The 24,057-nt window shown below is 68.3% G+C and carries 23 protein-coding genes; 12 read left to right on the top strand and 11 right to left on the bottom strand.

Features of this window, described 5'->3' with window-relative positions:
- The gene (locus ACTDI4_RS08165) at positions 1 to 1,020 is read left to right on the top strand and encodes a type II secretion system F family protein (RefSeq protein ID WP_442840674.1); all 1,020 of its coding nucleotides are present in this window, start codon (positions 1 to 3) and stop codon (positions 1,018 to 1,020) included.
- Positions 1,021 to 1,033: 13 nt separating this feature from the next.
- Here the strand turns inward: ACTDI4_RS08165 and ACTDI4_RS08170 are convergent, their stop codons facing one another.
- From ACTDI4_RS08170 to ACTDI4_RS08180, 3 genes are all read right to left on the bottom strand, one after another.
- On the bottom strand, positions 1,034 to 2,176 hold the full coding sequence (locus ACTDI4_RS08170; RefSeq protein WP_442840675.1) for a glycosyltransferase family 4 protein: 1,143 nt from the start codon (positions 2,174 to 2,176) through the stop codon (positions 1,034 to 1,036).
- Positions 2,169 to 2,963, bottom strand: coding sequence for a polysaccharide deacetylase family protein (locus tag ACTDI4_RS08175; RefSeq protein WP_442840676.1), 795 nt, complete (start codon positions 2,961 to 2,963; stop codon positions 2,169 to 2,171). Before ACTDI4_RS08175 ends, ACTDI4_RS08170 begins: the two co-directional genes overlap by 8 nt.
- A 213-nt stretch (positions 2,964 to 3,176) precedes the next feature.
- Positions 3,177 to 4,016 (bottom strand): tetratricopeptide repeat protein, encoded by an 840-nt coding sequence (locus tag ACTDI4_RS08180; RefSeq protein ID WP_442840677.1) that lies wholly within the window; start codon positions 4,014 to 4,016, stop codon positions 3,177 to 3,179.
- Between the two features lie 233 nt (positions 4,017 to 4,249).
- Between ACTDI4_RS08180 and ACTDI4_RS08185 the strand changes: the two genes are divergently transcribed.
- The 4 genes from ACTDI4_RS08185 to ACTDI4_RS08200 all read left to right on the top strand — a co-directional run bounded on the left by ACTDI4_RS08185 (position 4,250) and on the right by ACTDI4_RS08200 (position 8,298).
- Positions 4,250 to 5,470 carry a GGDEF domain-containing protein gene (locus tag ACTDI4_RS08185; protein ID WP_442840678.1) on the top strand — a complete coding sequence of 407 codons (1,221 nt, stop codon included), beginning with the start codon at positions 4,250 to 4,252 and terminating at the stop codon, positions 5,468 to 5,470.
- A 165-nt stretch (positions 5,471 to 5,635) separates the two neighbouring features.
- Complete coding sequence (locus ACTDI4_RS08190) at positions 5,636 to 7,000, top strand: leucyl aminopeptidase family protein (RefSeq protein ID WP_442840679.1); 1,365 nt, start codon at positions 5,636 to 5,638, stop codon at positions 6,998 to 7,000.
- Positions 7,001 to 7,062: 62 nt separating this feature from the next.
- Complete coding sequence (locus ACTDI4_RS08195) at positions 7,063 to 7,413, top strand: MarR family winged helix-turn-helix transcriptional regulator (RefSeq protein WP_442840680.1); 351 nt, start codon at positions 7,063 to 7,065, stop codon at positions 7,411 to 7,413.
- 12 nt (positions 7,414 to 7,425) lie between these two features.
- The gene (locus ACTDI4_RS08200; protein WP_442840681.1) at positions 7,426 to 8,298 is read left to right on the top strand and encodes a C40 family peptidase; all 873 of its coding nucleotides are present in this window, start codon (positions 7,426 to 7,428) and stop codon (positions 8,296 to 8,298) included.
- A gap of 6 nt (positions 8,299 to 8,304) precedes the next feature.
- On the opposite strand, the gene moaB is transcribed toward ACTDI4_RS08200, so the two are convergent.
- The 6 genes from moaB to ACTDI4_RS08230 form a co-directional block, all read right to left on the bottom strand.
- The gene (moaB, locus tag ACTDI4_RS08205; protein ID WP_442840682.1) at positions 8,305 to 8,862 is read right to left on the bottom strand and encodes a molybdenum cofactor biosynthesis protein B; all 558 of its coding nucleotides are present in this window, start codon (positions 8,860 to 8,862) and stop codon (positions 8,305 to 8,307) included.
- On the bottom strand, positions 8,859 to 9,749 hold the full coding sequence (locus ACTDI4_RS08210) for a 4-(cytidine 5'-diphospho)-2-C-methyl-D-erythritol kinase (protein WP_442840683.1): 891 nt from the start codon (positions 9,747 to 9,749) through the stop codon (positions 8,859 to 8,861). The genes moaB and ACTDI4_RS08210 overlap by 4 nt, the downstream gene beginning before the upstream one ends.
- 28 nt (positions 9,750 to 9,777) lie before the next feature.
- Positions 9,778 to 9,963, bottom strand: a complete 186-nt coding sequence (locus ACTDI4_RS08215) for a hypothetical protein (RefSeq protein ID WP_442840684.1) — start codon at positions 9,961 to 9,963, stop codon at positions 9,778 to 9,780.
- 90 nt (positions 9,964 to 10,053) lie between these two features.
- A complete protein-coding gene (locus ACTDI4_RS08220) occupies positions 10,054 to 10,923 on the bottom strand; it encodes a S49 family peptidase (RefSeq protein WP_442840685.1) in 870 nt (289 codons plus the stop codon).
- Between the two features lie 76 nt (positions 10,924 to 10,999).
- On the bottom strand, positions 11,000 to 11,800 hold the full coding sequence (locus tag ACTDI4_RS08225; RefSeq protein ID WP_442840686.1) for a tRNA1(Val) (adenine(37)-N6)-methyltransferase: 801 nt from the start codon (positions 11,798 to 11,800) through the stop codon (positions 11,000 to 11,002).
- The gene (locus ACTDI4_RS08230) at positions 11,797 to 12,021 is read right to left on the bottom strand and encodes a putative signal transducing protein (RefSeq protein ID WP_442840687.1); all 225 of its coding nucleotides are present in this window, start codon (positions 12,019 to 12,021) and stop codon (positions 11,797 to 11,799) included. Before ACTDI4_RS08230 ends, ACTDI4_RS08225 begins: the two co-directional genes overlap by 4 nt.
- Before the next feature lie 153 nt (positions 12,022 to 12,174).
- On the opposite strand from ACTDI4_RS08230, the gene ACTDI4_RS08235 reads away from it, so the two are divergent.
- Positions 12,175 to 13,191: a polyprenyl synthetase family protein gene (locus tag ACTDI4_RS08235; protein ID WP_442840688.1), complete on the top strand. Its 1,017-nt coding sequence runs from the start codon at positions 12,175 to 12,177 to the stop codon at positions 13,189 to 13,191.
- Positions 13,192 to 13,203: 12 nt separating this feature from the next.
- On the opposite strand, the gene blaOXA is transcribed toward ACTDI4_RS08235, so the two are convergent.
- The gene (gene blaOXA, locus ACTDI4_RS08240) at positions 13,204 to 14,007 is read right to left on the bottom strand and encodes a class D beta-lactamase (RefSeq protein WP_442840689.1); all 804 of its coding nucleotides are present in this window, start codon (positions 14,005 to 14,007) and stop codon (positions 13,204 to 13,206) included.
- Positions 14,008 to 14,288: 281 nt separating this feature from the next.
- Here blaOXA and ACTDI4_RS08245 point away from each other — a divergent pair, with 281 nt between their 5' ends.
- From ACTDI4_RS08245 to ACTDI4_RS08270, 6 genes are all read left to right on the top strand, one after another.
- Positions 14,289 to 16,055 carry a tetratricopeptide repeat protein gene (locus ACTDI4_RS08245; protein ID WP_442840690.1) on the top strand — a complete coding sequence of 589 codons (1,767 nt, stop codon included), beginning with the start codon at positions 14,289 to 14,291 and terminating at the stop codon, positions 16,053 to 16,055.
- 241 nt (positions 16,056 to 16,296) lie between these two features.
- The gene (locus ACTDI4_RS08250) at positions 16,297 to 17,250 is read left to right on the top strand and encodes a glycine--tRNA ligase subunit alpha (RefSeq protein ID WP_442840691.1); all 954 of its coding nucleotides are present in this window, start codon (positions 16,297 to 16,299) and stop codon (positions 17,248 to 17,250) included.
- 117 nt (positions 17,251 to 17,367) lie between these two features.
- Positions 17,368 to 19,698, top strand: a complete 2,331-nt coding sequence (gene glyS / locus ACTDI4_RS08255; RefSeq protein ID WP_442840692.1) for a glycine--tRNA ligase subunit beta — start codon at positions 17,368 to 17,370, stop codon at positions 19,696 to 19,698.
- 32 nt (positions 19,699 to 19,730) lie between these two features.
- Positions 19,731 to 20,714 (top strand): L-threonylcarbamoyladenylate synthase, encoded by a 984-nt coding sequence (locus tag ACTDI4_RS08260; protein ID WP_442840693.1) that lies wholly within the window; start codon positions 19,731 to 19,733, stop codon positions 20,712 to 20,714.
- A 9-nt stretch (positions 20,715 to 20,723) separates the two neighbouring features.
- Positions 20,724 to 22,154, top strand: coding sequence for an FAD-binding oxidoreductase (locus tag ACTDI4_RS08265; protein ID WP_442840694.1), 1,431 nt, complete (start codon positions 20,724 to 20,726; stop codon positions 22,152 to 22,154).
- Between the two features lie 183 nt (positions 22,155 to 22,337).
- The gene (locus tag ACTDI4_RS08270) at positions 22,338 to 22,904 is read left to right on the top strand and encodes a DUF6101 family protein (RefSeq protein WP_442840695.1); all 567 of its coding nucleotides are present in this window, start codon (positions 22,338 to 22,340) and stop codon (positions 22,902 to 22,904) included.
- A 13-nt stretch (positions 22,905 to 22,917) separates the two neighbouring features.
- On the opposite strand, the gene ubiA is transcribed toward ACTDI4_RS08270, so the two are convergent.
- Positions 22,918 to 23,901, bottom strand: a complete 984-nt coding sequence (ubiA, locus tag ACTDI4_RS08275) for a 4-hydroxybenzoate octaprenyltransferase (protein WP_442840696.1) — start codon at positions 23,899 to 23,901, stop codon at positions 22,918 to 22,920.
- Positions 23,902 to 24,057 lie beyond the last annotated feature (156 nt).

The raw sequence follows: 24,057 nt of genomic DNA on the forward strand, positions 1-24,057 counted from the left end.
ATGAGCGGGCAAGTCGTCAAGACACTCACCGATCCCAGCTTCCTGATCGCGCTGCTCGTCGGCATCGCCGTCTTCGCCACGGCGTTCACGCTGCTGCCGGCCTTCGGCGGCAATCCGCTCAAGGCGCGCATGAAATCGGTGGCGCTGGAGCGCGACGAACTGCGCGCCCGCCAGCGCGCGCGCCTCGCGGCGGAAGCCAACCGGCGCAAGGGGCTGCGCGAGGAGCAGTCCGCCGGCATGCGCAACATCGTCGAGCGGCTGGACCTGAAACGCGCGCTCGCCGACGAAGGCACCATGCAGAAGCTGCGCGTGGCCGGCTTCCGTGGCCAGAATCCGCTCACCAAGTTCCTGTTCTTCCGCCTCGTACTGCCCTTTGTCGGCTTCGCGCTGGCGGCCGCCTATATCTTCGTCATGGGTGCGCTGCCCGACCAGCCCCTGTTCGTGAAGCTGTTCGTGTGCATCGTCATGGCCTATGCCGGCTTCTACGCGCCGGTGCTCTACGTCTCCAACCGCGCCACCAAGCGCAAGCAGTCCATCCAGCGCGCCTGGCCCGACGCGCTCGACCTGATGCTGATCTGCGTGGAATCGGGCATGTCGGTGGAAGCGGCGCTGCGCCGCGTGGCCGACGAGATGGGTCCGCAGTCGGTCGAACTGGCGGAGGAGTTCGTGCTGACCAATGCCGAGCTTTCCTACCTGCAGGAGCGCCGGCAGGCCTATGAGAACCTGGCAGGCCGCACCGGCCTGGATACCGTCAAGTCGGTGACCCAGGCGCTGATCCAGGCCGAACGCTACGGCACGCCGGTGGCGCATGCGCTGCGCGTGCTGGCCAGCGAAAGCCGCGACATGCGCATGAACGAGGCGGAAAAGAAGGCGGCCGCCCTGCCGCCCAAGCTCACCGTGCCGATGATCCTGTTCTTCCTGCCGGTGCTGTTCGCCATCATCCTGGGGCCGGCCGGCATCCAGGTCAGCCAGCGCGGCATCTTCGGCGACCAGCACCACTCCTCCAGCAGCGAAGAATGATCCCGAAGACGGGTCAGCCGGCGAGCAGCCGCCGGTAGAGTTCGAGATAGCGCGCGGCCACGCTGTCCCAGCCCATCGCCATGGCGAGTTTGCGGCCGTTGCCGGCCAGTCTTTCCCGCAGCTCCGGCTCGGCGAGAAGCCCGCCCATGGCCCCGGCCAGCGCGCCCGCGTCGGCGGGGTCGTCGAGCACCAGCGCGTCCACGCCGGGCGTGACATAGTGGGCGAAGCCGCAATAGCGCCCGGAACTCATCACCACCGGCAGGCCATGGGCCATGGCCTCCAGCGGCACCATGCCGAACGTGTCGCCCGAGGTGGCGAAGACGCAGAAGTCGGCGGCGGCATAAAACGGCGCCAGGTCCCGCTGGCGCGGCCAGACATGCACGCGGTCCGACTGCGCGGCCCGGACCGCCGCCCTGCTGACGTCGCGTTGCGTGCCGGCATCGCCGCCGACCACGATGAGGTCGACCGCGCCGTCGAGACGCGCCATGGCGTCCAGCACGGCATCCAGCCCCTTGCGCGCGGGGTCGTGCGCGACAAGCAGCGCGTAGCGCCGGTCCTGCGGCAGGCCAAGCGCGGCGCGCGCCTCGGCGCGGCCCGTCCGCCGTTCCGGCATGCGCACGCCGGGCGGGATCACCGTCATGGGCGGATGGCGCGGATAGGCGGCCTCGACCTGCGCCAGCGTCAGCGGCGACACCGGCACGACCGCGCGCCGGGGCAGGGGGCGATAGCGCATCGCCTCCATGGCCAGATAGGCCGCGAGCCGCGGGCTGGTCCATATGGCGAGCCGGCTGCGCCGCCGCTGGTGGAACAAGGAGTAGCGCGCCGGCATGAGGTGCACGGTCTGCACGTCGCCGAGCCAGCTATTCTCGTGCGAATGGACGAGGTCGAAGCCGCGCATCCGTTTGCGGCAGGCCAGGGTGAACTGCAGGAGGTTCAGCCAGGACGGCAAATGCCGGATGCGCGGCACCAGCGTGTGCGCGATCGGCAGGTCGCTGCCCCATTCCTGGCAGAAGACATGGAAGTCGCAGGCCTTCCGAAGCGCGCCGGCGAGGTGCTCGGCATAGGCTTCCAGCCCGCCGAACTGCGCGCCGAAGCGCCGCACGACGATGGCGATGCGCGGGCGCCGGCCCGGCTCGGCCTTCCCCTGCTCAGCCACGCTGCGCTCTCCGCTCCTCATAGGCGGTGAACATTTTCTGCGCGAGTTGCAGGAAGCCGGTGGCGCGAACCACCGGCACACGCGGCAATTGCCACATGTCGGCGCCATATCGCACGCGACCGCGCACCGTGGTGGTGGCGCTGGCGAAGCCGGCGGCGCGGGCGATTGCCGCGTGCTGTTGCCGATAGCTGCCGTAAGGATAGCAGAAGGCGTCCACCGGCGCGCCGAGCAGGTCTTCCAGCATCTTTCGCGAACCGGCGATCTGCGCCTGAGCCGCCTCTTCGTCCAGCCCGGCAAGATCGGCGTGGTCGACCGTGTGCGCGCCGACCTCGTTTCCAGCCGCGGCCCATTCGGCGATCTCGCGCTTTGCCATCAGCGGCGATCTGGGAACGCCCTTTTCGACGTCCCAGGCATTCCAGCCGCCGATCTGGCCGGCCACGACATAGTTGGTGGCGGTGAAGCCAAGCTCCTGCAGCACGGGCAGGGCGTGGCGATGGACGTTGGCAAAACCGTCGTCGAAGGTCAGCCCGAACACCTTGCCGCTGCGCGCGCCGGCGAGATACGGCATCAGCTCGCGCATCGACAGGCCGCGATAGCCGAGCCGGGCAAGCCAGCGCATATGCCGGCCGAAGACCTTCGGATGCACCGTCAGGCTGCGGAACGGCGTGCCGCGCGCCGGCGGAACGTCGATCTGGTGATAGGTCAGGATCGGGATCGGCGCCGGGCATAGTGCGTGCGCCGGCCTGTCCGGCGCTCCGGCCCGGTCCCCGAAGGCTGATCCTGGCATTTCCATGCGATCCCGCTAGCTGTCCGCCGGTTGCCGGCCGTTTTCGCCAGCAGCATTACAGTCGCGGGTCCGTAACGGAAAGGGCCTGCGTCTTTTCCGACCTGCCGTAGATCTTTTCACCGAGGCAGGCCGCGCCATCCGGATCGATTGGCCACGGCACCGATTGCAACCGGAGCCAGCCCAGTCAGGGCGTGGTCCTGCCGCGCACGGGGATCAGTTGGTGGCGGAGGGCTTGTTGCCGCCCTGCGCCTTGAGCTGGCTCCAGGCGTTCTGCTGGGAAAGCATGCGACGCAGATAGGCGACGTTGGCCTGGGCCTGGTCGGGCGAAAGCTCCTGCGAGGCGATCCGCTCGGCCTCGTCGAAACGGCCCTGCAGGCCCACCACCAGCGCCAGGTTCTGCCGCACCCGGCTATCGCCCCCGGGCTGCTCGGCGGCCGAGCGCAGATAGGTCTCGGCGGTGCGCAGGTCGCCGTCGAGCACGTAGGACATGCCCAGGTTCGACAGCACCGAAGGCTCGTTCGGCTTCAGGTCCAGCGCCTTGCGGTAGAGCTGCCGCGCCTCGTCCTTCTGGCCGAGCTGGTCGAGGATGGCGCCTTCCGCCGAGGCCAGCCGCCAGTCGGGATATTCGGGCGTCTGCGCGCGGCGCACCGCGTCCAGCGCCGGTTCGAGCTGGCCGTTGGCGGCCAGCGCCTTGCCGTAGGCGGCCAGCACGGCGCGGTCCTTGGGATAGGCGATGGCCAGCTTGCGCATCACCGCCAGCGACTGGTCGGCATCGCCGTCCATCTGCAGCACGGTGGCGAAACGGATGGCGAGGTCCTTGTCGGTCGGGTTGCGGGCATAGGCGCGGCCCAGCGCCATCGATTCGTTGCGCAGCTCGGCCGATGACATCGTCTCGACCGGCCTGCTGCCGGTGCGCGCGATCGAGCCCGTGGTGAGCTTGCTGCCGAACTTGCCGGCCGAGCCGCAGCCTGCGAGCCCCGCCGCCAGCGCCAGCGCCAATGCCGTCGCGGCGAGCCGAGCTGCGGAAGCCTTTCTCGTGCGAAGTGTCGGCATCGGCCCCCGTCTCCCTCCTGTGTCCGGCCGTCGGGCGGCCGTTCCGTTGGCCGAGCAATATTCCGTTAACCCTAACAGCCGGTTAATTTGGCGCGAACGCGGCAGGGATTGACGGTTTCGCAAACCCCGACCGGCGCGCATTCCACGTCCCTGGAGCGACCGGCTGGGCCTGCGTCTTAACGATCGGGCAAGGCGCGATGTCCTACGAGGCGGGCTTCCCGTAGGTATCGGCAATGAAACTCGACTTTCTGACGCTCTACATCGTCATCCTGCTCAATTCCGTCACGGTGGCGATCATCTGGGGCGCCATCTCCTATCGCTATCGCAATTTCAGCGCCGCGCGCATCTGGCTGGCCGGCTGCCTGCTGACGACCGTTGGCGGCTGCGTGCTCGCGCTCCAGGGCAACGAGGGAAGCTATGTGCCCGCCGTGCTCGGCAACGGCTTCGTCATCTTCGGCTTCTGCCTGTTCTGGATCGGCGTCCGCGACTTCTACGGCTTGCGCGGCGGATGGAAGGCAAGCGTGGCCGTCACCATGGGCAGCCTGCTGTTGCTCGTGGCGCTCTTCGACAGCCTGCAGGGCAGGAACCTCGTCTATGCCGGCGGCCAGTCGGTCCCGCTGGCTCTGGCCGCCGTCTATTTGCTGCGCTTCCACCGCGGCGATCTCGGTGCGGTGATCGCCGCGTTTGCGATGGTGGTCGGCATGGCCGGCCACGCGGTGGAAAGCTTCCTCAACATCGGTCTGATGCTGGGCAGGGTCGACCAGGACTTCTATTCGACGGTGGAGTCCTACGCGCTTCTGTGCGTCATCTTCAGCGGGGTGGTGTGGAACTTCGGCTTCGCGGTGATGTCCATCGACCGCCTGCGGGAGGAACTGGCCGAGCTCGCCATCAAGGACGACCTGACCGGGATTTCCAACCGGCGGCATTTCCTCGCCATGCTGGAGAAGCAGGATCTGCACGCCCGCCGCAATCTCCAGCCGTTTTCGCTGATGCTGATCGACATCGATCATTTCAAGCGCCTGAACGACACGAAGGGGCACGCTTTCGGCGACCGCATCCTGCGCAGGTTCGCCACGACCGCCGGCGGTAGCGTCCGCGAGGGCGACATGGTGTTTCGCCTGGGCGGCGACGAATTCGCCATCCTCATGCCGAAGACCACGGCGAGGGAGGCCGAGCTTGTCGCCGTGCAGCTCATCGCCGCCCTGCGCGGCGCAAGAGGCTGGGAAGACGGCCTCGACCGCTTCACCATCAGCGTCGGCATAGCCGAATGGTCCGCCGACATGGCCCTGATCGGCGGCGACCTGACGATCGAAGCCGACGAGGCGCTCTACCGGGCAAAGGCCAACGGGCGAGACGGCTATGCGATCGCCGGGCTGGAGAACCGGAAAAATATGGGTCCGGCGCAAGTCGCATCGCTGTTCCGCAATGATGCCGCCGGCCAAAAAATCGGCTAGACCATGATGCCGAAAAGTGTGAAGCGGTTTTCGGACGACATCATGGTCTATCCAATTGATTTTACCATATGCATGCGACGCCAAGTGATTCCACTCGGCTGCAACATGCCCTAAGCAGGACGGAACGCCCACGCAGGTTGCTCCAGCGGCAGCCAAGGAGATCGCATGCCCGTCGAACTGATCGAGAAGGTTTCCGAAGAGAGCCTGCCGATACGGCTGGTTGCTGGCGACGGGCTGGAGGCGGCCGGGCTTTCGCCGCAGGAAACCGCCTGGGCACGCGCCAACGGTTTTTCCGGCGAGGCCGGCCGCACGCTGGTGGTGCCCGGCGCGGACGGCGCCCTTGCCGGCGCGCTGTTCGGCACCGGCAAGGGTGACGGCACGCTCGCGCTCGGCGCGCTCGCCCGCGCCCTGCCGCAGGGCGACTGGCATTTCGCCGCGCCGCCGGTCGACCCGGAGCTTGCCGCCCTGGCGCTGGTGCTGGGCGGCTACGTCTTCACCCGCTACGGCAGGAAGCCGGGCAGGGCGCTGCGCCTGGCGCTGCCGCAGGGCGCGGACGCCGCCCGCGTGCGCCGCATCGCGGAAGGCGTCGTGCTGGCGCGCGACCTCGTCAACACGCCCGCCAACGATCTTGGTCCGCAGGCGCTGGAAGAGGCGGTGCGAGCGCTGGCGGCCCGGCACGGCGCGGCCGTCTCCGTGGTGAAGGGCGACGACCTGCTGGCCGGGAATTTTCCGATGATCCACGCCGTGGGCCGCGCCTCGGCGCAGGCGCCGCGCCTCATCGACCTGGCATGGGGCCCGCAGGATGCGCCGAAGGTGACGCTGGTGGGCAAGGGCGTGTGCTTCGACACCGGCGGTCTGGACATCAAGCCTTCGGCCGGCATGCTCTTGATGAAGAAGGACATGGGCGGCGCGGCCAATGTGCTGGGGCTCGCCTCCATGATCATGGCCGCGCACCTGAAGGTCCGGCTGCGCGTGCTGATCCCGGCGGTGGAGAACTCGATCTCGGCCAATGCCTTCCGCCCGGGCGACGTGCTGGCGAGCCGCAAGGGCCTCACCGTCGAGATCGGCAACACCGACGCCGAAGGCCGCCTCGTGCTGGCGGATGCGCTGGCGCTGGCCGACGAGGAGGCGCCGCGGATGCTCATCGACATGGCGACGCTGACCGGGGCCGCCCGCGTCGCGCTCGGCCCCGATCTGCCTCCCTTCTACACCGGTGACGAGGCGCTTGCGGGCGAGCTTGCCGCGGCCGCAAGCGCGGTCGAGGACCCGCTGTGGCGCATGCCGCTGTGGAAGCCCTATGACAAGAAGCTGGCCTCCAAGATCGCCGACGTCAACAACGTCACCCCCGACGGCTTCGCCGGCTCGGTCACGGCCGCGCTTTTCCTCCAGCGCTTCGTGGAAAAGACGGCGAGCTGGGTGCATTTCGACATTTTCGCCTGGAACCCGGCCGACCGGCCGCACGGCCTGGCCGGTGGCGAGGCGCAGGCGATCCGGGCGCTGGAGAAGGTGATTTCCGCACGCTTCGGCTAAGATCCGGCCGGCCGCGGCGTCAATGAAACGGAACCGAAACGATTTTGCGCCAGGCTGGCGCCATGTCGATCACGTTGCGTCCCAGCCAGGCGTTGCGGCTTTGGCAGCAGGTGGTGCTGGCCGAGGTTCAGGGCAACGCCCCCGACCTGACCACGCGCCAGATGACGATCCTGCTCACCGTCTATCTCGACCACCCGCCGCATACGGTGCGTGGCCTGGCCGCCAGGCTCGGCGTGACCAAGCCGGTGATCACCCGCGCGCTGGACACGATGGGGGCGATGAAATTGGTATCGCGCCATCGCGACCCGGCGGACAGGCGCAACGTGCTGATCAGGCGCACTGTCGAGGGCGCGCTCTATGTCGAGCGCTTCGGCGATGTTATCATCGCCAGGGCTGCCGAACTTCCCATCTGAAAGAGTGCCGAATTGACCGCTCATTTTTCCGCGCTTGACGCCCGCCTCAACGCCTTCCGCGCCGATCTCGCCGATGCCCGACTTGAGGGGCGGGCAAAGGCCGGGCGCTTCGTCGCCGGCAGGCCGGCGCGCATCTGCGTGTCCGTGGCGGACGTGCGCAAGGCGCCGAAGCCGGACGCCGGCGTCAACACGCAGTTTCTCTGCGGCGACGACGTGCTGGTGTTCGAGGAAGCGGACGGCTGGGCCTGGGTGCAGGCGGTGCGCGATTCCTATGTCGGCTATGTCGAGGCAAGCGAGATCGCCGGCCGCGAGGGCGAGCCGACGCACATGGTGTCGGTGCCGCGCACCTTCGTCTATCCGGGGGCGGACCTGCGCTTTCCCCGCGCCGGCGCGCTCTCCCTGGGTTCGACCGTGACCGTCGCCGGCAGCGCCGAGACGCGAGGCACGCACTATGCGCTGCTGCCGTCGGGCGAGGCGGTGATCGCAGGCCACCTGCGGCCGCTGGCCGAGCCTGCCGACGACTATGTCGCCGTCGCCGAGACGCTGCTCGGCACGCCCTATCTGTGGGGTGGCGCTTCCGGCTTCGGCATCGACTGCTCGGGCCTGGTGCAGCTTGCGCTGCGCGTGGCCGGCCGCGACGTGCCGCGCGATTCCGACATGCAGGCCGCCGGCCTCGGCGAGGCGTTCGAGCCCGGGGCGGGTTTTTCCGGCGTGAAGCGGGGCGATCTCGTGTTCTGGAAGGGCCACGTCGCCATCATGACCAGCGACACGGAGATGATCCACGCCAGCGGCCACACCATGCAGGTCTGTCGGGAGGGGCTGAAGCAGGCCATCGGCCGCATCGGCTACCTGTATGGCGGCCCGACCGGATTCAGAAGGCCCTGACGCCGGTCAGGCCGTCTTGCCGCCGCCGCGCTTCAGGTGCTCGTCCAGCCGCGGCATGATCTCCACGAAGTTGCACGGCATGTGGCGGTAGTCGAGCTGCGGCTTGAGGATGCCGTCCCAGGCGTCCTTGCAGGCGCCGGGCGAGCCCGGCAGCACGAACACGAAAGTGGCGTTGACGACGCCGCCGGTGGCCCGCGACTGGATCGTGGAGGTGCCGATCTTGTCGTAGGAGATGCGGTGGAACACCTCCGAGAAGCCGTCCATGCGCTTTTCGAAGATCGGCTCCAGCGCCTCCGGCGTCACGTCGCGGCCGGTGAAGCCGGTGCCGCCGGTGGTGATGACCACGTCGATGTTTTCGTCCCGCGACCAGGAAAGCACGCGCTCGCGGATCCTGTCCCTGTCGTCGGTGACGATGTCGCGGGCGGCGAGTTCGTGCCCGGCTTCCACGATGCGGTCGGCCAGCGTCCGGCCGGACCTGTCCTCGGCCAGGCTGCGGGTGTCGGAAACGGTCAGCACAGCGATGCGCACGGGGATGAAAAGGCGCTGCGCCTGCGTGCCGATCATGGCGCGGCCTCCGCCGTGGTGGTGCGGGTCGCCGCGACGAACCAGTCCGGATGGCGGGCGCGAATGGCTGCCGCGGCGCGCTTGGCGACATTGCCGGTTTCGTAAAGGCCGAAGCAGGTTGCCCCGGAGCCCGACATGCGGGCAAAGCCGGCATCCGCGCGCTTCAGCGCCCGCAGCGCGTCCGCGACCGCCGGCTGGATTTCCCGCGCCGGCGCCTCCAGGTCGTTGCGGGTGGCTTCCAGCCAGTTGCGCAGGCTGTGGAAATCGATCCGCGCCGGCAGCGGGGGGAGGGGCTCGTTGTCGCGCTTGCGCAGGGCGGAAAACACCTGCGGGGTCGAGACCGGCACGCCCGGATTGACCAGCACCAGCCCCAGCGAGGGAATGGCCGGCAGGAGCTCGACATTTTCGCCGATGCCGCGCGCCACCAGGGGCTGCGCCGCAAGGCACATCGGCACGTCGGCGCCAAGCGAAAGGGCGATCCTGGCCAGTTCCGCCGCGTCGATGTCCAGATCCCAGATCCTGCTCAGGAGGCGCAGGGCCGCCGCCGCATCGCTCGATCCGCCGCCGATGCCGGAAGCGACCGGCAGGTTCTTCTCCAGCGCGATGGCGACGGGAAAGGCATTCCGGCTCCCGGCCGCCTTGCGAAGGGCGTCGCGCGCCATGACGATCAGGTTGCGCGCGTCGGCCGGCGCCCCGGCGGCGTAGCGCCCCGACACAGCAAGGCCGTCTTCCTCGGCCGCGAACGCCTGGAGCCGGTCGCCGAACCGGGTGAAGACCGCCAGGCTTTCGATGATGTGATAGCCGTCGTCGCGCCGGCCGGTGACATGCAGCGCGAGGTTGACCTTGGCCGGGGCAGCCTCGGCGAGCGGAGAGGCAGCGAGGTTCACCGAAAGCCCTCCGCGTGAAAAATGAAGATCAGTCCTTGGCCAGCCGGTATTCGCCGGTCTTGGGGTCCTTGACCAGCGTGCCGTGGGTGCCGTTGGCCTGCTGCCGCTCGGCGCGCCGCACCTTCGCCGTCACCCGTTCGGCTTCGCGGACGAAGGACTTGTAGCCGACATAGGCGACCACGCCCACCATGATGAAGAAAAGGATCTGCGGCATGTCGAACTCCTTCCTCGCGGGCGCAAACCGACGGCGGAAGCGGACGGCAGGGCCGGAGGCAACGTCATCCTACCCGCAACCCGCGGCTTTTCAAAGGCCGAACCGGCTCCACAGGGCGCGTTCCTCTGCCGCATCGGCAAGGCCGTGCGCTGCGGCCGCGGCGATGTCGGCGGGTGCCGTGCCGCCGCCGAGCGCCGAGCCGAACAGGCCGAAGCGGGAAAGCAGGCCGCGCTGCTGGGAAATCAGCTTCAACTGCGTCTTTTCGCCGAAACGCTGCTTCAGCGTGGCGCGCATGTCGCCGAGCCCGTCCACCAGGCCCAGCTCGAGCCCCCTGCCGCCGGTCCAGAACAGGCCGGTGAACAGGTCGGGGTCGTCCTTCAGCTTGGTCCCGCGCCGTTCCTTGACCAGGTCGATGAAGGTTTCGTGCACTTCGAGCTGCAGCGCCTTCAGCCGCTCCACGTCCTCCTGCTTCTCGGGCTTGAACGGGTCGAGCACCGACTTGTTCTGGCCGGCCGTGTGGACGCGGCGCTCCACGCCGATCTTCTTCAGCAGTTCCGGAAAGCCGAAGGAGGCCGAGACCACCCCGATCGAGCCGACGATGGAGGAGGGGTCGGCGATGATCTCGTCGCCGGCCAGCGCGATCATGTAGCCGCCGGAAGCAGCGACGTCCTCGACGAAGACCAGGACCGTCTTCTTCTTCTCCTTGGCCAGGTCGCGGATGCGCTTGAAGATCAGCCGCGACTGCACCGGCGAGCCGCCCGGCGAATTGACGGAGATGGCGACCGCCGGCGCGTCGAAGGCGAAGGCCTTCTCGATCAGCCCGGCCGTTGTGGCGAGTGACAGGCTCGGCCGGAACTGGTCGCCGCCGGCCATGATGGCGCCATGCAGCCGGACGACGGGAATGGTGACGATGTTCGGGCGCCAGGATTTCGGCAGCAGGCGGGCAAGCAGTCGGCGCACGGAGCTGTTTTCTCCAGATTGAGGGCGAGCACCATGTAGGCATTCGCCGCGCAAGGGCAATGCCGGGCCGGCAAAGTCAATCCGCAAACAGCGAAGCCAGCCCGTTGTTGATCGTGTCGGCGCGCGCGCTGAAGCGGTGGGCCGGGCCCTCATGCAGCATCAGCGGTGGGTGAAGCGCAAGCCCCCCGCGCGCGCCGCGCACGGCCCGCACCACGATGCGGATGGCCGGCCTGTCGGGGCGCGGATGCACGGGCACGATCTCGGCGCTGCCGAAGCGTCCGGACAGCGCGGCGAGCAGGGCGGGCAGCGAGGCGGGGCGGGCGATGACGGCAAGCCCGCCGCGCGGCCTCACCGTGGCGGCGGCAGTGCGCACCCAGCTTTCGAACAGGCCGTCTTCCATCACATGCGCCTCGCGCCTGAGCGCGTCGGGGGTGGCGCGGTCGCGCGCTTCGTTGAAGGGCGGGTTCATGATGGCGAAGTCGAAGGAATTGTCGGCAAGCCCGGCCGCCACGCGCGCCTTTCCGGCCAGCGTCACGTCGGCCCGCAGCACCGCGGCGCGCCCGGCAAGATGCCGGTTGGCGGGGTGCGCCAGCGTCGCCTCGGCGAAGGCAGCCATTTCCGGCGCCCGCTCCACCAGAAGCGCGGTGGCGCCTTCGCAACGGGATATGACGGCAAGGCCGGCCGCGCCGGCGCCGGCGCCGAAATCGGCCAGCCGCCCCCGGAACGAGCCTGGCACGGCGGCCGCCAGCATCATGGCGTCCATGCCGGCGCGGTGGCCGGCGCGCTGCGGCTGCACCAGCCAGAACCGGCCGCGATGGAAGGCATCCACGGTGTGCGCGTCAAGCGTGCGCGCGGGCGCCTCGGCGGCGGCATTCATCTGGGGCGCAGTTCGTGGGCGATGCCGGCGTCGGTGAGGATGCGGCGGGCCTCGTCGGCGCGGCCGGTCTCGACCAGGATGCGGCGGGGCAGGATGCCGAGCGAACCGTCCAGCACGCTCATGTTCTGGTCGGCGACGAGGATGCCGATGCCGGCGTCGCGCATCAGCGATTCGACGAAGGAGATGATGACGGGGTCGTTGGTGCGCACGAGTTCGATCATGCGGCGAAAATCGCAGCTTCACGGGCCGATGTAAACGCATGCCGGGCCTGCCCCGGCCGTCCCCCGCGCCAATTCGCCTCTTGCCGCGCGCCGGAGCGCCGCCTAGAATCGAAAAGGGTGAAGAAACTCGCGTAGTGGCCGGGAGTATCGTTGGTGGGTGTCGTTCTGAATCTCGAAGGCGGGAAGCGTGAAGCCGCGACGATCGGCGCGCTGATCGACCTGACCACATCCGATATGGGCCGCGTCAACGAGCTGATCCTGTCCAAGGCCGGCTCCGACGTCGAGATGATCCCGCAGATCGCCAACCACCTGATCTCGTCGGGCGGCAAGCGGCTCCGGCCGATGGTGACGCTGGCCGCCGCCCAGATGTTCGGCTATTCCGGCGAGGGCCACGTCAAGCTGGCGACGGCGGTCGAGTTCATGCATACCGCCACCCTGCTGCATGACGACGTGGTGGACGAAAGCGGCATGCGGCGCGGCAAGAAGACGGCGCGCATGATCTGGGGCAACCAGGCTTCCGTTCTGGTGGGCGACTTCCTGCTCGGCCAGGCCTTCCGCATGATGGTCGAGGTCGGCTCGCTCGACGCGCTCGACATCCTGTCCACCGCCGCCTCCATCATCGCCGAGGGCGAGGTCATGCAGCTTGCGGCCGCCAAGAACCTCGACACCACCGAGGACGAGCATTTCGCCGTGATCAAGGCAAAGACGGCGGCGCTGTTTTCGGCGGCGGCAGAGGTCGGGCCGGTGATCGCCGGCGCCTCGCGCTCGGACCGCGCGGCCCTTCGCTCCTACGGCATGAATCTGGGCCTGGCCTTCCAGCTCATCGACGACGCGCTGGATTATGGCGGCTCCAGCAGCGATCTCGGCAAGAATGTCGGCGACGATTTCCGCGAGGGCAAGGTGACGCTGCCCGTCATCCTCGCATACCGGCGCGGCACGGCGGCCGAGCGCGCCTTTTGGAAGCAGGCCATCGAGGAGAACGCGGCCGACGACGCCGGGCTGGAGAAGGCCATCGGCCTGCTGGCCCGCCACGGCGCCATCGCCGACACGATCGGCCGCGCCCGCCATTTCGGCGAGATCGCGCGCGACGCGCTGGCCCCGCTGGAAGGCACGCCGCAGAAGGCGGCGCTCATCGACGTCATCGACTTCTGCATCAGCCGTGTGAACTGAGACGCGATCGCGTCACAATGAATCGAGCAGCGACGGCAACTCGCGCATCATGGCCTCGCGTGTGCGCAGGCCCGCGCTGATGGGCTCCTTCTTGTCGTTCTGGGTCAGGCGGGCGAACACCAGCGTGCGCCCGCCCTTCGTCGCCCAGCCGACGAACCAGCCATAGGCGCGGCTGCCGTCCATGTTGCCATCGGCCTTGCGGGGGCCGCCGGTGCCGGTCTTGCCGTGGATTTCCCATCCGTTCGGCAGGGTTCCAAGCGCGGTGATGGCATCCGTCATGTCGTAGGCATGCGCATTGACCGGCAGGCGGCGGTTCGCCAGCCTGCCAAGGAAGCCGAGCTGTTCCAGCGGCGAGATCTTCAGCGACGAGCTGAGCCAGGCATTGGTCAGGCCGTTGTTCCTGCCGGGGTCGCCGGAGACATCGCGGTTGCCGTAGGCGAAGGCGGCGACATAGTGGCCGAAGCGCTGGTCGCCGAGCGACCGGGTGATCTGCTGCGAATACCAGACCACCGAATTCCTCATCCAGCCCGCCGGGTCGGTGTCCGCCCGCCAGGCCTTTATCCAGTCGGCATAGCCTTGCTTGAAGGGCAGCTTCGGCGCATGCTCGTCGGCGAGGAAGCCGGAATCATAGCCCATCAGGGCGATGGCGATCTTGAAGGTGGAGGCGGGCGTGACCTGCCGGTCGCAGCCGTCGCCGTCCTGCTTCAGCACCTTGCCGGTCGCTGCATCGGCGATCGCCGTGCACAATATGCCCGCATGGGCGGCCGGAACCGACAGGGCAAGCCCCGTCGCTGCAAGAACAAGGCTGCGCCGCATGGTATCTGCACCTTTCGGCATGACGGGCAACTGCGCCGCGTGTCCAGTTGCGCGCTGGTGCCGCCGGGGGAGCAAGGCTGCCATCTGCCGGCCTTTTCGTTACGTTTCTGTTAACCGGGACGGCACATCAGGCCCGGCCACGGTGCCGAGCCGTCCTCGCAATTGTGAGGTCGGCGCCGATTGCGGTGCGAACGCAAAAAGGCCATGCTTTGCGCCGAAGGATGATAGATATCATGGCGACTCCTGTGCGGCAGGGGCATGCGCCGTCAGAAAGGAAGAAAATGCGGCAAAGACGTGCTCGCTGGGTTTCGAGCCTGGCTGTTCTTGCGGGCGTGGCGGCATTCGGCCAGCCGGCGCTTGCCAAGCAGGCCGAGGGCCCCGTGGAGATCACCTCGCTGTCGGGCGCCTTCCTTGCGGCTCGCGTGGCAGAGGCCGACAACGACCTCGACAACGCCATCACTTACTACAAGCAGGCGCTCGCCTTCGATCCCGGCGATGCGGCCCTCCAGCAGAGCCTGATGCTGTCGCTGATCGCGCAGGGCCGCTTCCAGGAATCGCTGCCCTATGCCGACAAGCTGAAGGAAGTGCCCGACGTGGAGCGGTTCTCCCGCCTGGCGCTCGCGGTCGAAACCTTCCGCAAGAAGGATTACTCCAAGGCCGAATACTGGCTGAAGCTGTCGCTGGAGGCCGATCTCGACAAGCTGATCTCCGGCGTCATGACCGGCTGGGCCAAGCAGGGCGCAGGCCACAGCGCCGAGGCGCTCGCCTATGTGGACAAGCTCGACGGGCCGGAATGGTTCGACCTGTTCAAGTCCTATCACCGCGGGCTGATCGCCGATGTCGCCGGCCTCAAGGACAAGGCCGACGAAGCCTATGCCGCGACGGTGGCCAACACGGCGGCCGGCGGCGCCGCGCCCGAGACCTGGCTGCGCTGCGCCCAGGCCTATGCCTCCTTCCTTGCCCGCAACGGCGACAAGGACAAGGCGCTGTCGATCCTGGACCAGGCCGACGCCTTCGCCCCCGGAAAGCCCGAGACGGTCGCGCTGCGCGAGCAGATCGCCAAGGGCGAGAAGCCGTCCCCTCTCGTCTCCGACCCGGCCGGCGGGGCTTCCGAGATATTGCTGGACCTGGCCACCGCGCTGAGCCGCGGCGGCGGCGAGCCCTTCGTTCGGCTCTATCTGGAATATGCGCTGGCTTTGAAGCCCGACAGCGACGCCGCCCTTGTGCAGCTCGCCGGCGTGGCCGAGCAGATGAAGGACAGCGAAAAGGCCATCGATCTCTACCGCCGGATCCCGGCCGCTTCGCCGCTGAAGGAGATTTCCGAGCTTCAGCTCGGCCTCAACCTGGCCGATCTTGGCCACAATGACGAGGCGATCACCCATCTGAAGGCGCTGGTCGAGGCGCACCCGGACGACATGCGCGCCTATCTGGCGCTGGGCGGGGTCTATTCCTCCAAGGAGGATTTCCGCGCGGCCGCCGATCTCTACGACAAGGCGGTGGAACGGCTGAAGGACCCCGCCAAGGCCAACTGGAACATCTTCTACCAGCGCGGCATTGCCTATGAGCGGCTAAAGGAATGGCCGAAGGCCGAGCCGAATTTCCGCAAGGCGCTGGAACTTTTCCCCGACCAGCCGCAGGTTCTGAACTATCTGGGCTATTCGCTGGTCGATCGCGACAGTAATTTGAAGGAGGCGCTGGAGATGATCCAGCGCGCCGCCGACCTGCGCCCCAGCGACGGCTACATCATCGATTCGCTCGGCTGGGCCTATTACAAGCTCGGCCGCTACGACGACGCCGTGCGCGAGATGGAGCGCGCCGTGTCGCTCAAGCCCGAGGACCCGGTGCTCAACGACCATCTCGGCGACGTCTACTGGCGCGTCGGCCGCAAGCTGGAAGCCACCTTCCAGTGGAGCCACGCGCGCGACATGAAGCCCGATCCTGAGCTTCTGCAGCAGGTGCAGCAGAAGCTCCTGAGCGGCCTGCCGCCGCTGGAGCCCGCCACCGCGCAGGAACTGCAGAAGCCGAAGCCCGCCGCGCCGAAGGGGTGAGAAACGGTCCACGAAGTGGACGAAAAGCCAATTGCTTGGCTTTTCGAGTTTCGAACGCCCCGAGCCTGCGAGGGGCCGGGGTGCCGGTTCGCGCAGCGTCTTTCGCAGATCGAAGGCCGGGTGAGGGGCGCGCAAGAGCAGCACCGCTGTCTTCGCCCCTCGTCCGCCTTTGCCTTGACGCTGGCGGACGGCACCTCTAGGGAGTGGCCCATTCCCTCCGCTTCCCGTCGAGGCCGTTCCCGTGACCGCCAACCTGCCTGCCCATCTCGACCCCAGCCGCTCGTTCCAGGGGCTGATCCTGACCCTGCACGACTACTGGGCAAAATACGGTTGCGTGGTGCTGCAGCCCTACGACATGGAGGTGGGCGCCGGCACATTCCACCCCGCCACCACGCTGCGCGCGCTGGGGCCGAAGGCGTGGAACGCCGCCTATGTGCAGCCCTCGCGCCGGCCGAAGGACGGCCGCTACGGCGAGAACCCCAACCGGCTCCAGCACTATTACCAGTATCAGGTGATCCTGAAGCCCAACCCGCCCAACCTGCAGGAATTGTATCTCGGCTCGCTGGCGGCGATCGGCATCGACCCGCTGCTGCACGACATCCGCTTCGTCGAGGACGACTGGGAAAGCCCGACGCTGGGCGCCTGGGGGCTGGGCTGGGAATGCTGGTGCGACGGCATGGAGGTGTCGCAGTTCACCTATTTCCAGCAGGTGTGCGGCATCGAATGCGCGCCCGTTGCCGGCGAACTGACCTATGGGCTGGAGCGGCTGGCCATGTATGTGCAGGGCGTGGACAATGTCTACGACCTCAATTTCAACGGCCGCGAGGGGGCGGAGAAGGTCACCTATGGCGACGTCTTCCTGCAGGCCGAGCAGGAATATTCGCGCTTCAATTTCGAGTTCGCCGACACCGCGATGCTGCTGAAGCATTTCGAGGACGCCGAACGCGAATGCCAGGCGCTGCTGGCCTCCGGCGCACCCTTGTCGGACGGCGAGCCGCACCGGCTGGTGCTGCCGGCCTACGACCAGTGCATCAAGGCCAGCCATGTCTTCAACCTTCTCGACGCGCGCGGCGTCATCTCCGTCACAGAGCGGCAGAGCTACATCCTGCGCGTGCGCAACCTGGCGAAGGCCTGCGGCGAAGCGTTCCTGCTGACGGATGCAGGCGGGTTCCAGATGGCGCGGGAGGCTGCATAGATGCCCGATCTTCTGCTTGAACTTCGCTCCGAGGAGATTCCCGCCCCGCCGCGCGCCCGCAACGCCGCAGGCGTGAGGACGCGCAAACTGCAAGACATGCGGGCGGAGGCTGCATAGATGCCCGATCTTCTGCTTGAACTTCGCTCCGAGGAAATCCCCGCGCGCATGCAGCGCAAGGCGGCCGGCGACCTGAAGAAGCTGCTGACCGATGCGCTGGTCGAGGCCGGCCTGACCTATGAGGCGGCCCGCGAATACTGGACCCCGCGCCGGCTGACGCTCGACATCCGCGGCCTGCCGCCGCGCTCCAAGGACGTGCGCGAGGAGATCAAGGGCCCGTCCACCAAGGCGCCCGAACAGGCGATCCAGGGTTTTCTGCGCAAGGCGGGGCTGGCTTCGGTGGCGGAGGCGCATGTCCATTCCGATCCGAAGAAGGGTGACTTCTACGTCGCCCACATCGTCAAGCAGGGCAGGGCGGCCGAGGAGATCATCGCCGAACTGGTGCCGGGCATCGTGCGCGCCTTTCCCTGGCCGAAATCCATGCGCTGGGGGGCCGCGTCCGGGCCGAAGGGCCTGAGCTATGGCGGTATCGCCGGGCAGGGCGGCGAGGCGCTGCGCTGGGTGCGGCCGCTGCAATCCATCCTGTGCACCTTCGGGCCGGAGACCGAGGAGCCGGTGGTGGTCGATTTCGAGGTCGACGGCATCCGCTCCGGCAACGTCACCTACGGGCACCGTTTCCACGCGCCGGGTCCGATCGCCGTCCGGCGCTTCGAGGACTACGCCGCCAGCCTGGAGGCGGCCAAGGTGGTGCTCGACGCGGACCGCCGCAAGCAGAGCATCCTGGCGGACGCCAAGAACCTCGCCTTCGCCAACGGGCTGGACCTTGTCGAGGACGAGGGCCTGCTGGAGGAGGTGGCCGGACTGGTCGAATGGCCGGTGGTGCTGATGGGCGAGTTCGATCAGGATTTTCTCGCCATTCCGGCCGAGGTCATTCGCCTGACCATCCGCGCCAACCAGAAGTGTTTCGTGACGCGCCTGCATGGCGAGGCCGAAAGCCTCTCCAACCGCTTCATCCTCGTTTCCAACATCGAGGCCAGGGACGGCGGCGCCGAGATCGCGCGCGGCAACGGCAAGGTGGTGCGCGCGCGCCTGTCGGATGCGGTGCATTTCTGGAAGACCGATCAGGCGGACCTGCCCGACCTGGCGCAGTTGCAGGCGTCGGCCGAAAAATTCGGACTGGATCTGGCAAGGCCGCTCGACCAGCGCATGGCGCGGCTCGATCATCTGGACGTCACCTTCCATGCCAAGCTCGGCACGCAAGGCGAGCGCGTGCAGCGCATCACCCAACTGGCGCGCGAGATCGCGCCGCTGGTGGGCGCCGATGCCGATCTCGCGGCCCGCGCCGCGGTGCTGGCCAAGGCCGACCTGCAGACGGAAGTGGTGGGCGAGTTCCCCGAGCTTCAGGGCGCCATGGGTCGCAAATATGCACTGCTGCAGGGCGAGAACGCGTCGGTGGCCGCGGCCCTGGAAGAGCATTATAAGCCGCAAGGCCCGTCCGACCGCGTGCCGACCGATCCGGTCTCGGTCGCCGTGGCGCTGGCCGACAAGCTCGACACGCTGGTCGGCTTCTGGGCCATCGACGAGAAGCCCACCGGCTCCAAGGACCCGTTCGCACTGCGCAGGGCGGCGCTGGGCGTAATCCGGATATTGGTCGAGAACGGGGTGCGGATGGGGCTTGCCGATACCTGGCGGAGCGCCACGAAGGGGTTCTCCTCGGCTTCGGCGCCAAATGATAGTTTCGGCGATCTCCTCTCCTTCTTCCACGACCGGCTGAAGGTCTATCTGCGCGACAAGGGCGCGCGGCACGACCTCATCGACGCGGTGCTGGCGAGCGGCGCTGCCTCCACCTCCCCCTTGTGGGGAGGTCGGACCGAAGGTCCGGGTGGGGGTAACCACGCCGACGCCCCGACCCCCACCCCGCCCGCTGGCGCGGGCGACCCTCTCCACAAGGGGGAGGGTGGAGCGGCCAACGACGACCTGCTCACCATCGTGCGCCGGGTGGAGGCGCTCGGCAGCTTCCTCGACACCGAGGACGGCAGGAACCTGCTGGCCGGGACAAAACGCGCCGCCAACATCCTCGCCGCCGAGGAGAAGAAGGGCACCGCCGTCGCGGACGCCGTCGATCCGGCGCTTTTCCGGGAAGAGGCCGAGAAGAACCTGTTCGCCGCGGTGAATCAGGCCGAGAAGAATGCCGGCCAAGCGATTCGGAACGAAGACTTTTCCGGCGCCATGCGGGCGCTGAGCAGCCTGCGCGAGCCCGTCGATTCGTTCTTCGAGAAGGTTCTCGTCAACGATGAGGATCAGGCCGTGCGCGCCAACCGCCTGGCGCTCCTGTCGCGCATCCGCGCGGCGACCGGCGAGGTGGCCGACTTCTCACGCATCGCCGGCTAGAGCGCCGGCGATGGCCGAAGGGACGAAAGACCGTGGCCGAGATACTGCCTGCCGATAAGGCGATGGACCGGGCGCTGGCGCTGCTCGGCGCCGGCGAGGTCGTGGCCATTCCCACCGAGACGGTCTATGGGCTGGCCGGCGACGCGATGAACGGCGAGGCGGTGGCCCGCATCTTCGAGGCCAAGGGCCGGCCGCGCTTCAACCCGCTGATCGCCCATGTCTGCGACATGGCCATGGCCGAGCGCATCGGCGTGTTCGACCCGTTGTCGCGCCGGCTGGCGGAGAAATTCTGGCCCGGGCCGCTGACGCTGGTGCTGCCGCTGCGCGAGGGCGCGGGCATCCACCCGCTGACCACTGCGGGCCTTGCCACCATCGCGCTGCGCATGCCGCGCGGCTTCGGCGGCGAACTGATCGCCCGGCTCGGCCGCCCGCTCGCGGCCCCCAGCGCCAACGCCTCGGGCAGGATAAGCCCGACCAGCGCGGCCGCCGTCGCCGCCTCGCTGGGCGGCAGGATAAAGCTGGTGGTCGATGGCGGCGCGGCGCCGGTGGGGGTGGAATCCACGATCGTGAAGGCGGAGGAGGGCGGCTTGCGCCTGCTGAGGCCCGGCGGCATCGCCGCCGAGGAGATCGAAGCGGCTGCCGGCGTGAAGCTGCTGCGCGGCGCGGCCGGCGTTCAGGCGGCTGTGCAGGCGCCCGGAATGCTGGCTTCGCACTATGCGCCGCAGGCCGCCATGCGGCTTCATGTCGGCGAGGTCCGGCCCGGCGAGGCCCTGCTGGCTTTCGGGCCGAACAGGGTGCCGGGCTGGCAGCAAGCCGTGATGATGCGCAACCTGTCGCAAAGCGGGGACCTGCGCGAGGCGGCGGCAAACCTGTTCGCCTTTCTCCATGAACTGGACAGCAGCGGCGCCGCCACCATTGCCGCCGAGCCCGTGCCGATGGAAGGGCTGGGCGAGGCGATCAACGACCGGCTTTCGCGCGCCGCCGCCCCGCGTGACAATGGCGGCGGCGACGCATAGTTTGCGCGGATGAACGACACCGCCTCCCTGCTCGATCCCGGCCTCGTCCAGCGCTTCGCCGCCATCGTCGGCGACAAATACGCCCTGCGCGATGCGCGCGACATCGCGCCCTATCTCTCCGAGCCGCGCGGACTGTGGCACGGCCGCACAGGGCTCGTGCTGCGGCCGGGCAGCGTGGACGAGGTGAGCCGCATCTTGCGGCTGGCCACCGAGACCGGGACGCCCATCGTGCCGCAGAGCGGCAATACCGGGCTGGTGGGCGGGCAGGTTCCCGATGCCTCGGGGCGCGAGGTGGTGCTGTCGCTGGCCCGGCTGGACCGCATCCGCGAGATCGACGTGGCCTCGAACACCGTGACGGCGGAAGCCGGCGTGATATTGCAGACCCTGCAGGAAGCGGCCGACGCCGCAGGGCGGCTGTTTCCGCTGTCGCTCGCCGCGCAAGGCTCGTGCCGCATCGGCGGCAATCTTTCCTCCAACGCCGGCGGCACCGGGGTGCTTGCCTACGGCAATGCGCGCGAACTGTGCCTGGGCGTGGAGGTGGTGCTGCCCACCGGCGAGGTGTTCGACGACCTGCGCAAGCTGAAGAAGGACAACACCGGCTACGACCTGAAGAACCTGTTCATCGGCGCCGAGGGCACGCTGGGCGTCATCACGGCGGCGGTGCTGAAGCTGTTTCCAAAGCCGAAGGGCCGCGAGGTGGCCTTTGCCGGGCTCCAGTCGCCGGAGCAGGCGCTTGCGCTGTTCCTGCTGGCGACGGAGCGGGCGGGCCCGGCGCTCACCGCCTTCGAACTGATCGGGCAGCGGCCCTACGACTTCACGCTCGCCCATGCCGCCGGGGTGACCCGGCCGCTGGCCGGGGACTGGCCTTGGTACGCGCTGATCGAGATTTCGTCCGGCCGCTCGGCGGAAGATGCCCGCGGCCTGGTCGAGGAGATCCTGGGCCAAGGTCTGGAGGCGGGCACGGTGGGCGATGCGGTGATCGCGGCGAGCCTTTCGCAGGCGCATGCCTTCTGGAATTTCCGCGAGATGCTGCCGGAGAGCCAGAAGCCGGAAGGCGCCTCCATCAAGCACGACATCTCCGTTCCCGTCGCCGCCATGCCGGCTTTTATCGCGCAGGCGGCCGCGACGGTTGAAAGGGTTTGTCCGGGCGCGCGGCCGGTCTGCTTCGGCCATATGGGCGACGGCAACCTCCACTACAACGTCTCGCGCCCGGCGGGTGGCGACGACGCGGCGTTCCTGGCGCTCTATCGTCCGATGAACCAGGCCGTGCACGAGGTGGTGCGCTCGCTCGACGGCTCCATCTCGGCCGAGCACGGCATCGGCCGCCTGAAACGCGACGAACTGATCGCCACCGCGCCGCCCGTGGCGATCGACCTCATGCGCCGCGTGAAGGCCGCCTTCGACCCCGCCGGCATCATGAACCCGGGAAGGGTTATCTGATCCTTGCCTGGCCCGTCGCGTGGTCGGAATCCGATAACCATCTGGCAGATCAGCAAAATTTAACCGAATTCCTTAAGCCCGGCGGTAAGGAGCCGGCACTACTGTCCATCTCATACGAGGCTGGGAAAACCGGCCCGGAGAGAACCGGAAGACCGGCTCTCAGGAGAGACAGGAAGGCTCTACATGAACACCGGACTGATGCCAGTCTGGGCCGGCCGCGCCATGCGGCTCGACCCGTTTCGCCTGCCGCAGGTGGTGAGCTACGCCACGCGCGACGACCATGGCGACGTCACCTTCACCATCGACCAGCGCGGCGCCGTCATCCGCCGCCAACTGGCGATGAGCGGCATTCCCGCCATCATCGCGCTTCCGGCCCGCGTTTTCCGCGGCGTGGCCGCGCGGGCCATGGAAGACGGCGACGGCAACGTCACCGTCACGCTGGAACTGCTGCACGCCGATCCCATGCTGTCGGTGCCGCTGCTGGTGGCCGACGATCTGGACGACGTTGCCGCCGACTGGCGCGCCTGGGCGGATGCCTATCGGCTGCCCATGCTGCTTATCGAGGCCGACGGCGTGGCCCGCACGCTGGAGGAATCGCTCGGCGTGGCCATCAAGACGGCGCCGCCGCTCGAGCGCCGCAAGGGCCGCATCTCGACCACCCGCCGCCCGCGTTTCCTGGCGCGGCGCCGCACCGGCGACCTGGGCCTGAGGCTGGTGATCGGCGGCGAGGAGATCATCGCGCGGGAATAGGGAAGCAGACGCCTCAGACCATCGGCTTCAGCGCCACCCACAGCGCACCGCCGATCAGGCCGATGAAGATCAGCCAGCCGACCTGATTGTTCGACTTGAACAGTTTCAGGCACTGGTCGGGATCGTCGATGTCGAGTGTTAGGATCTGCCGGGCCATATGGGCGGCCGCGGCGATCACCCCGGCCAGCGCCACCACCGGCGCCTGGGCCGTGGCGATGGCGACGGCAAAGCACATCAACGCGCCGCCGTAGAGCACCACCAGCCAGGTCTGCGTCGCGTCGCCGAACAGCCGGGCAGTGGAGCGCACGCCGACGATGGCGTCGTCCTCCTTGTCCTGGTGCGCGTAGATGGTGTCGTAGCCGATCGTCCACAGGATCGCGCCGGCATAGAGCAGGACGGCGGGGGCGTCCACGTCGCCGAACTCGGCCGCCCAGCCCATCAGTGCGCCCCAGGAAAAGGCAAGGCCGAGAACCAGTTGCGGCCAGTTGGTGATTCGCTTCATGAAGGGGTAGGCCGCCACAATCACCAGCGAGCACAGGCCGAGCAGGATGGCGAAGTCGTTGAACTGCAGCAGCACGGCAAGCCCGACGAGCGCCTGCAGGACAAGGAAGATCCAGGCCTGACGGCGCGTCACCTGCCCGGACGGCAGCGGCCGCGAGCGCGTACGCTCGACCTGGTTGTCGATGTTTTCGTCCACGATGTCGTTGTAGGTGCAGCCGGCGCCGCGCATGGCTATGGCCCCGACCAGGAACAGCAGCAGCGTCCACGGCTCGGGCAGCAGCGAGGCCAGCGAATCTTCCGGCCGGGCATAGGCGCTTGCCGCGAGTGCCGCCGACCACCAGCAAGGCCATAAAAGCAACTGCCAGCCGATCGGCCGGTCCCAGCGCGCAAGCTGCGCATAGGGCCACAGCCGGCGCGGCAATATGCGGTAGACCCAATGGCCGCTGGGCGCGTCGGCGACCCGGCCCTGGGCCGCTTTGGATTGAATGGGTTCCATGGCGGTTGGGTGCCAGTGCCGGAGCCCGGCGTCAAGCGTTCTTGCCGTTCATCTCGCGTCGCGTCACCGACAAGGGCGACGCCCATGGCCGGTGATTCTCGCACCCGCCTCTCGGCGGCCGCGCCGCCATGCCTACCTAATAGCTTGACCTTGGGC

Source organism: Mesorhizobium sp. PUT5, assembly GCF_052216645.1.
Lineage (GTDB): Bacteria > Pseudomonadota > Alphaproteobacteria > Rhizobiales > Rhizobiaceae > Mesorhizobium.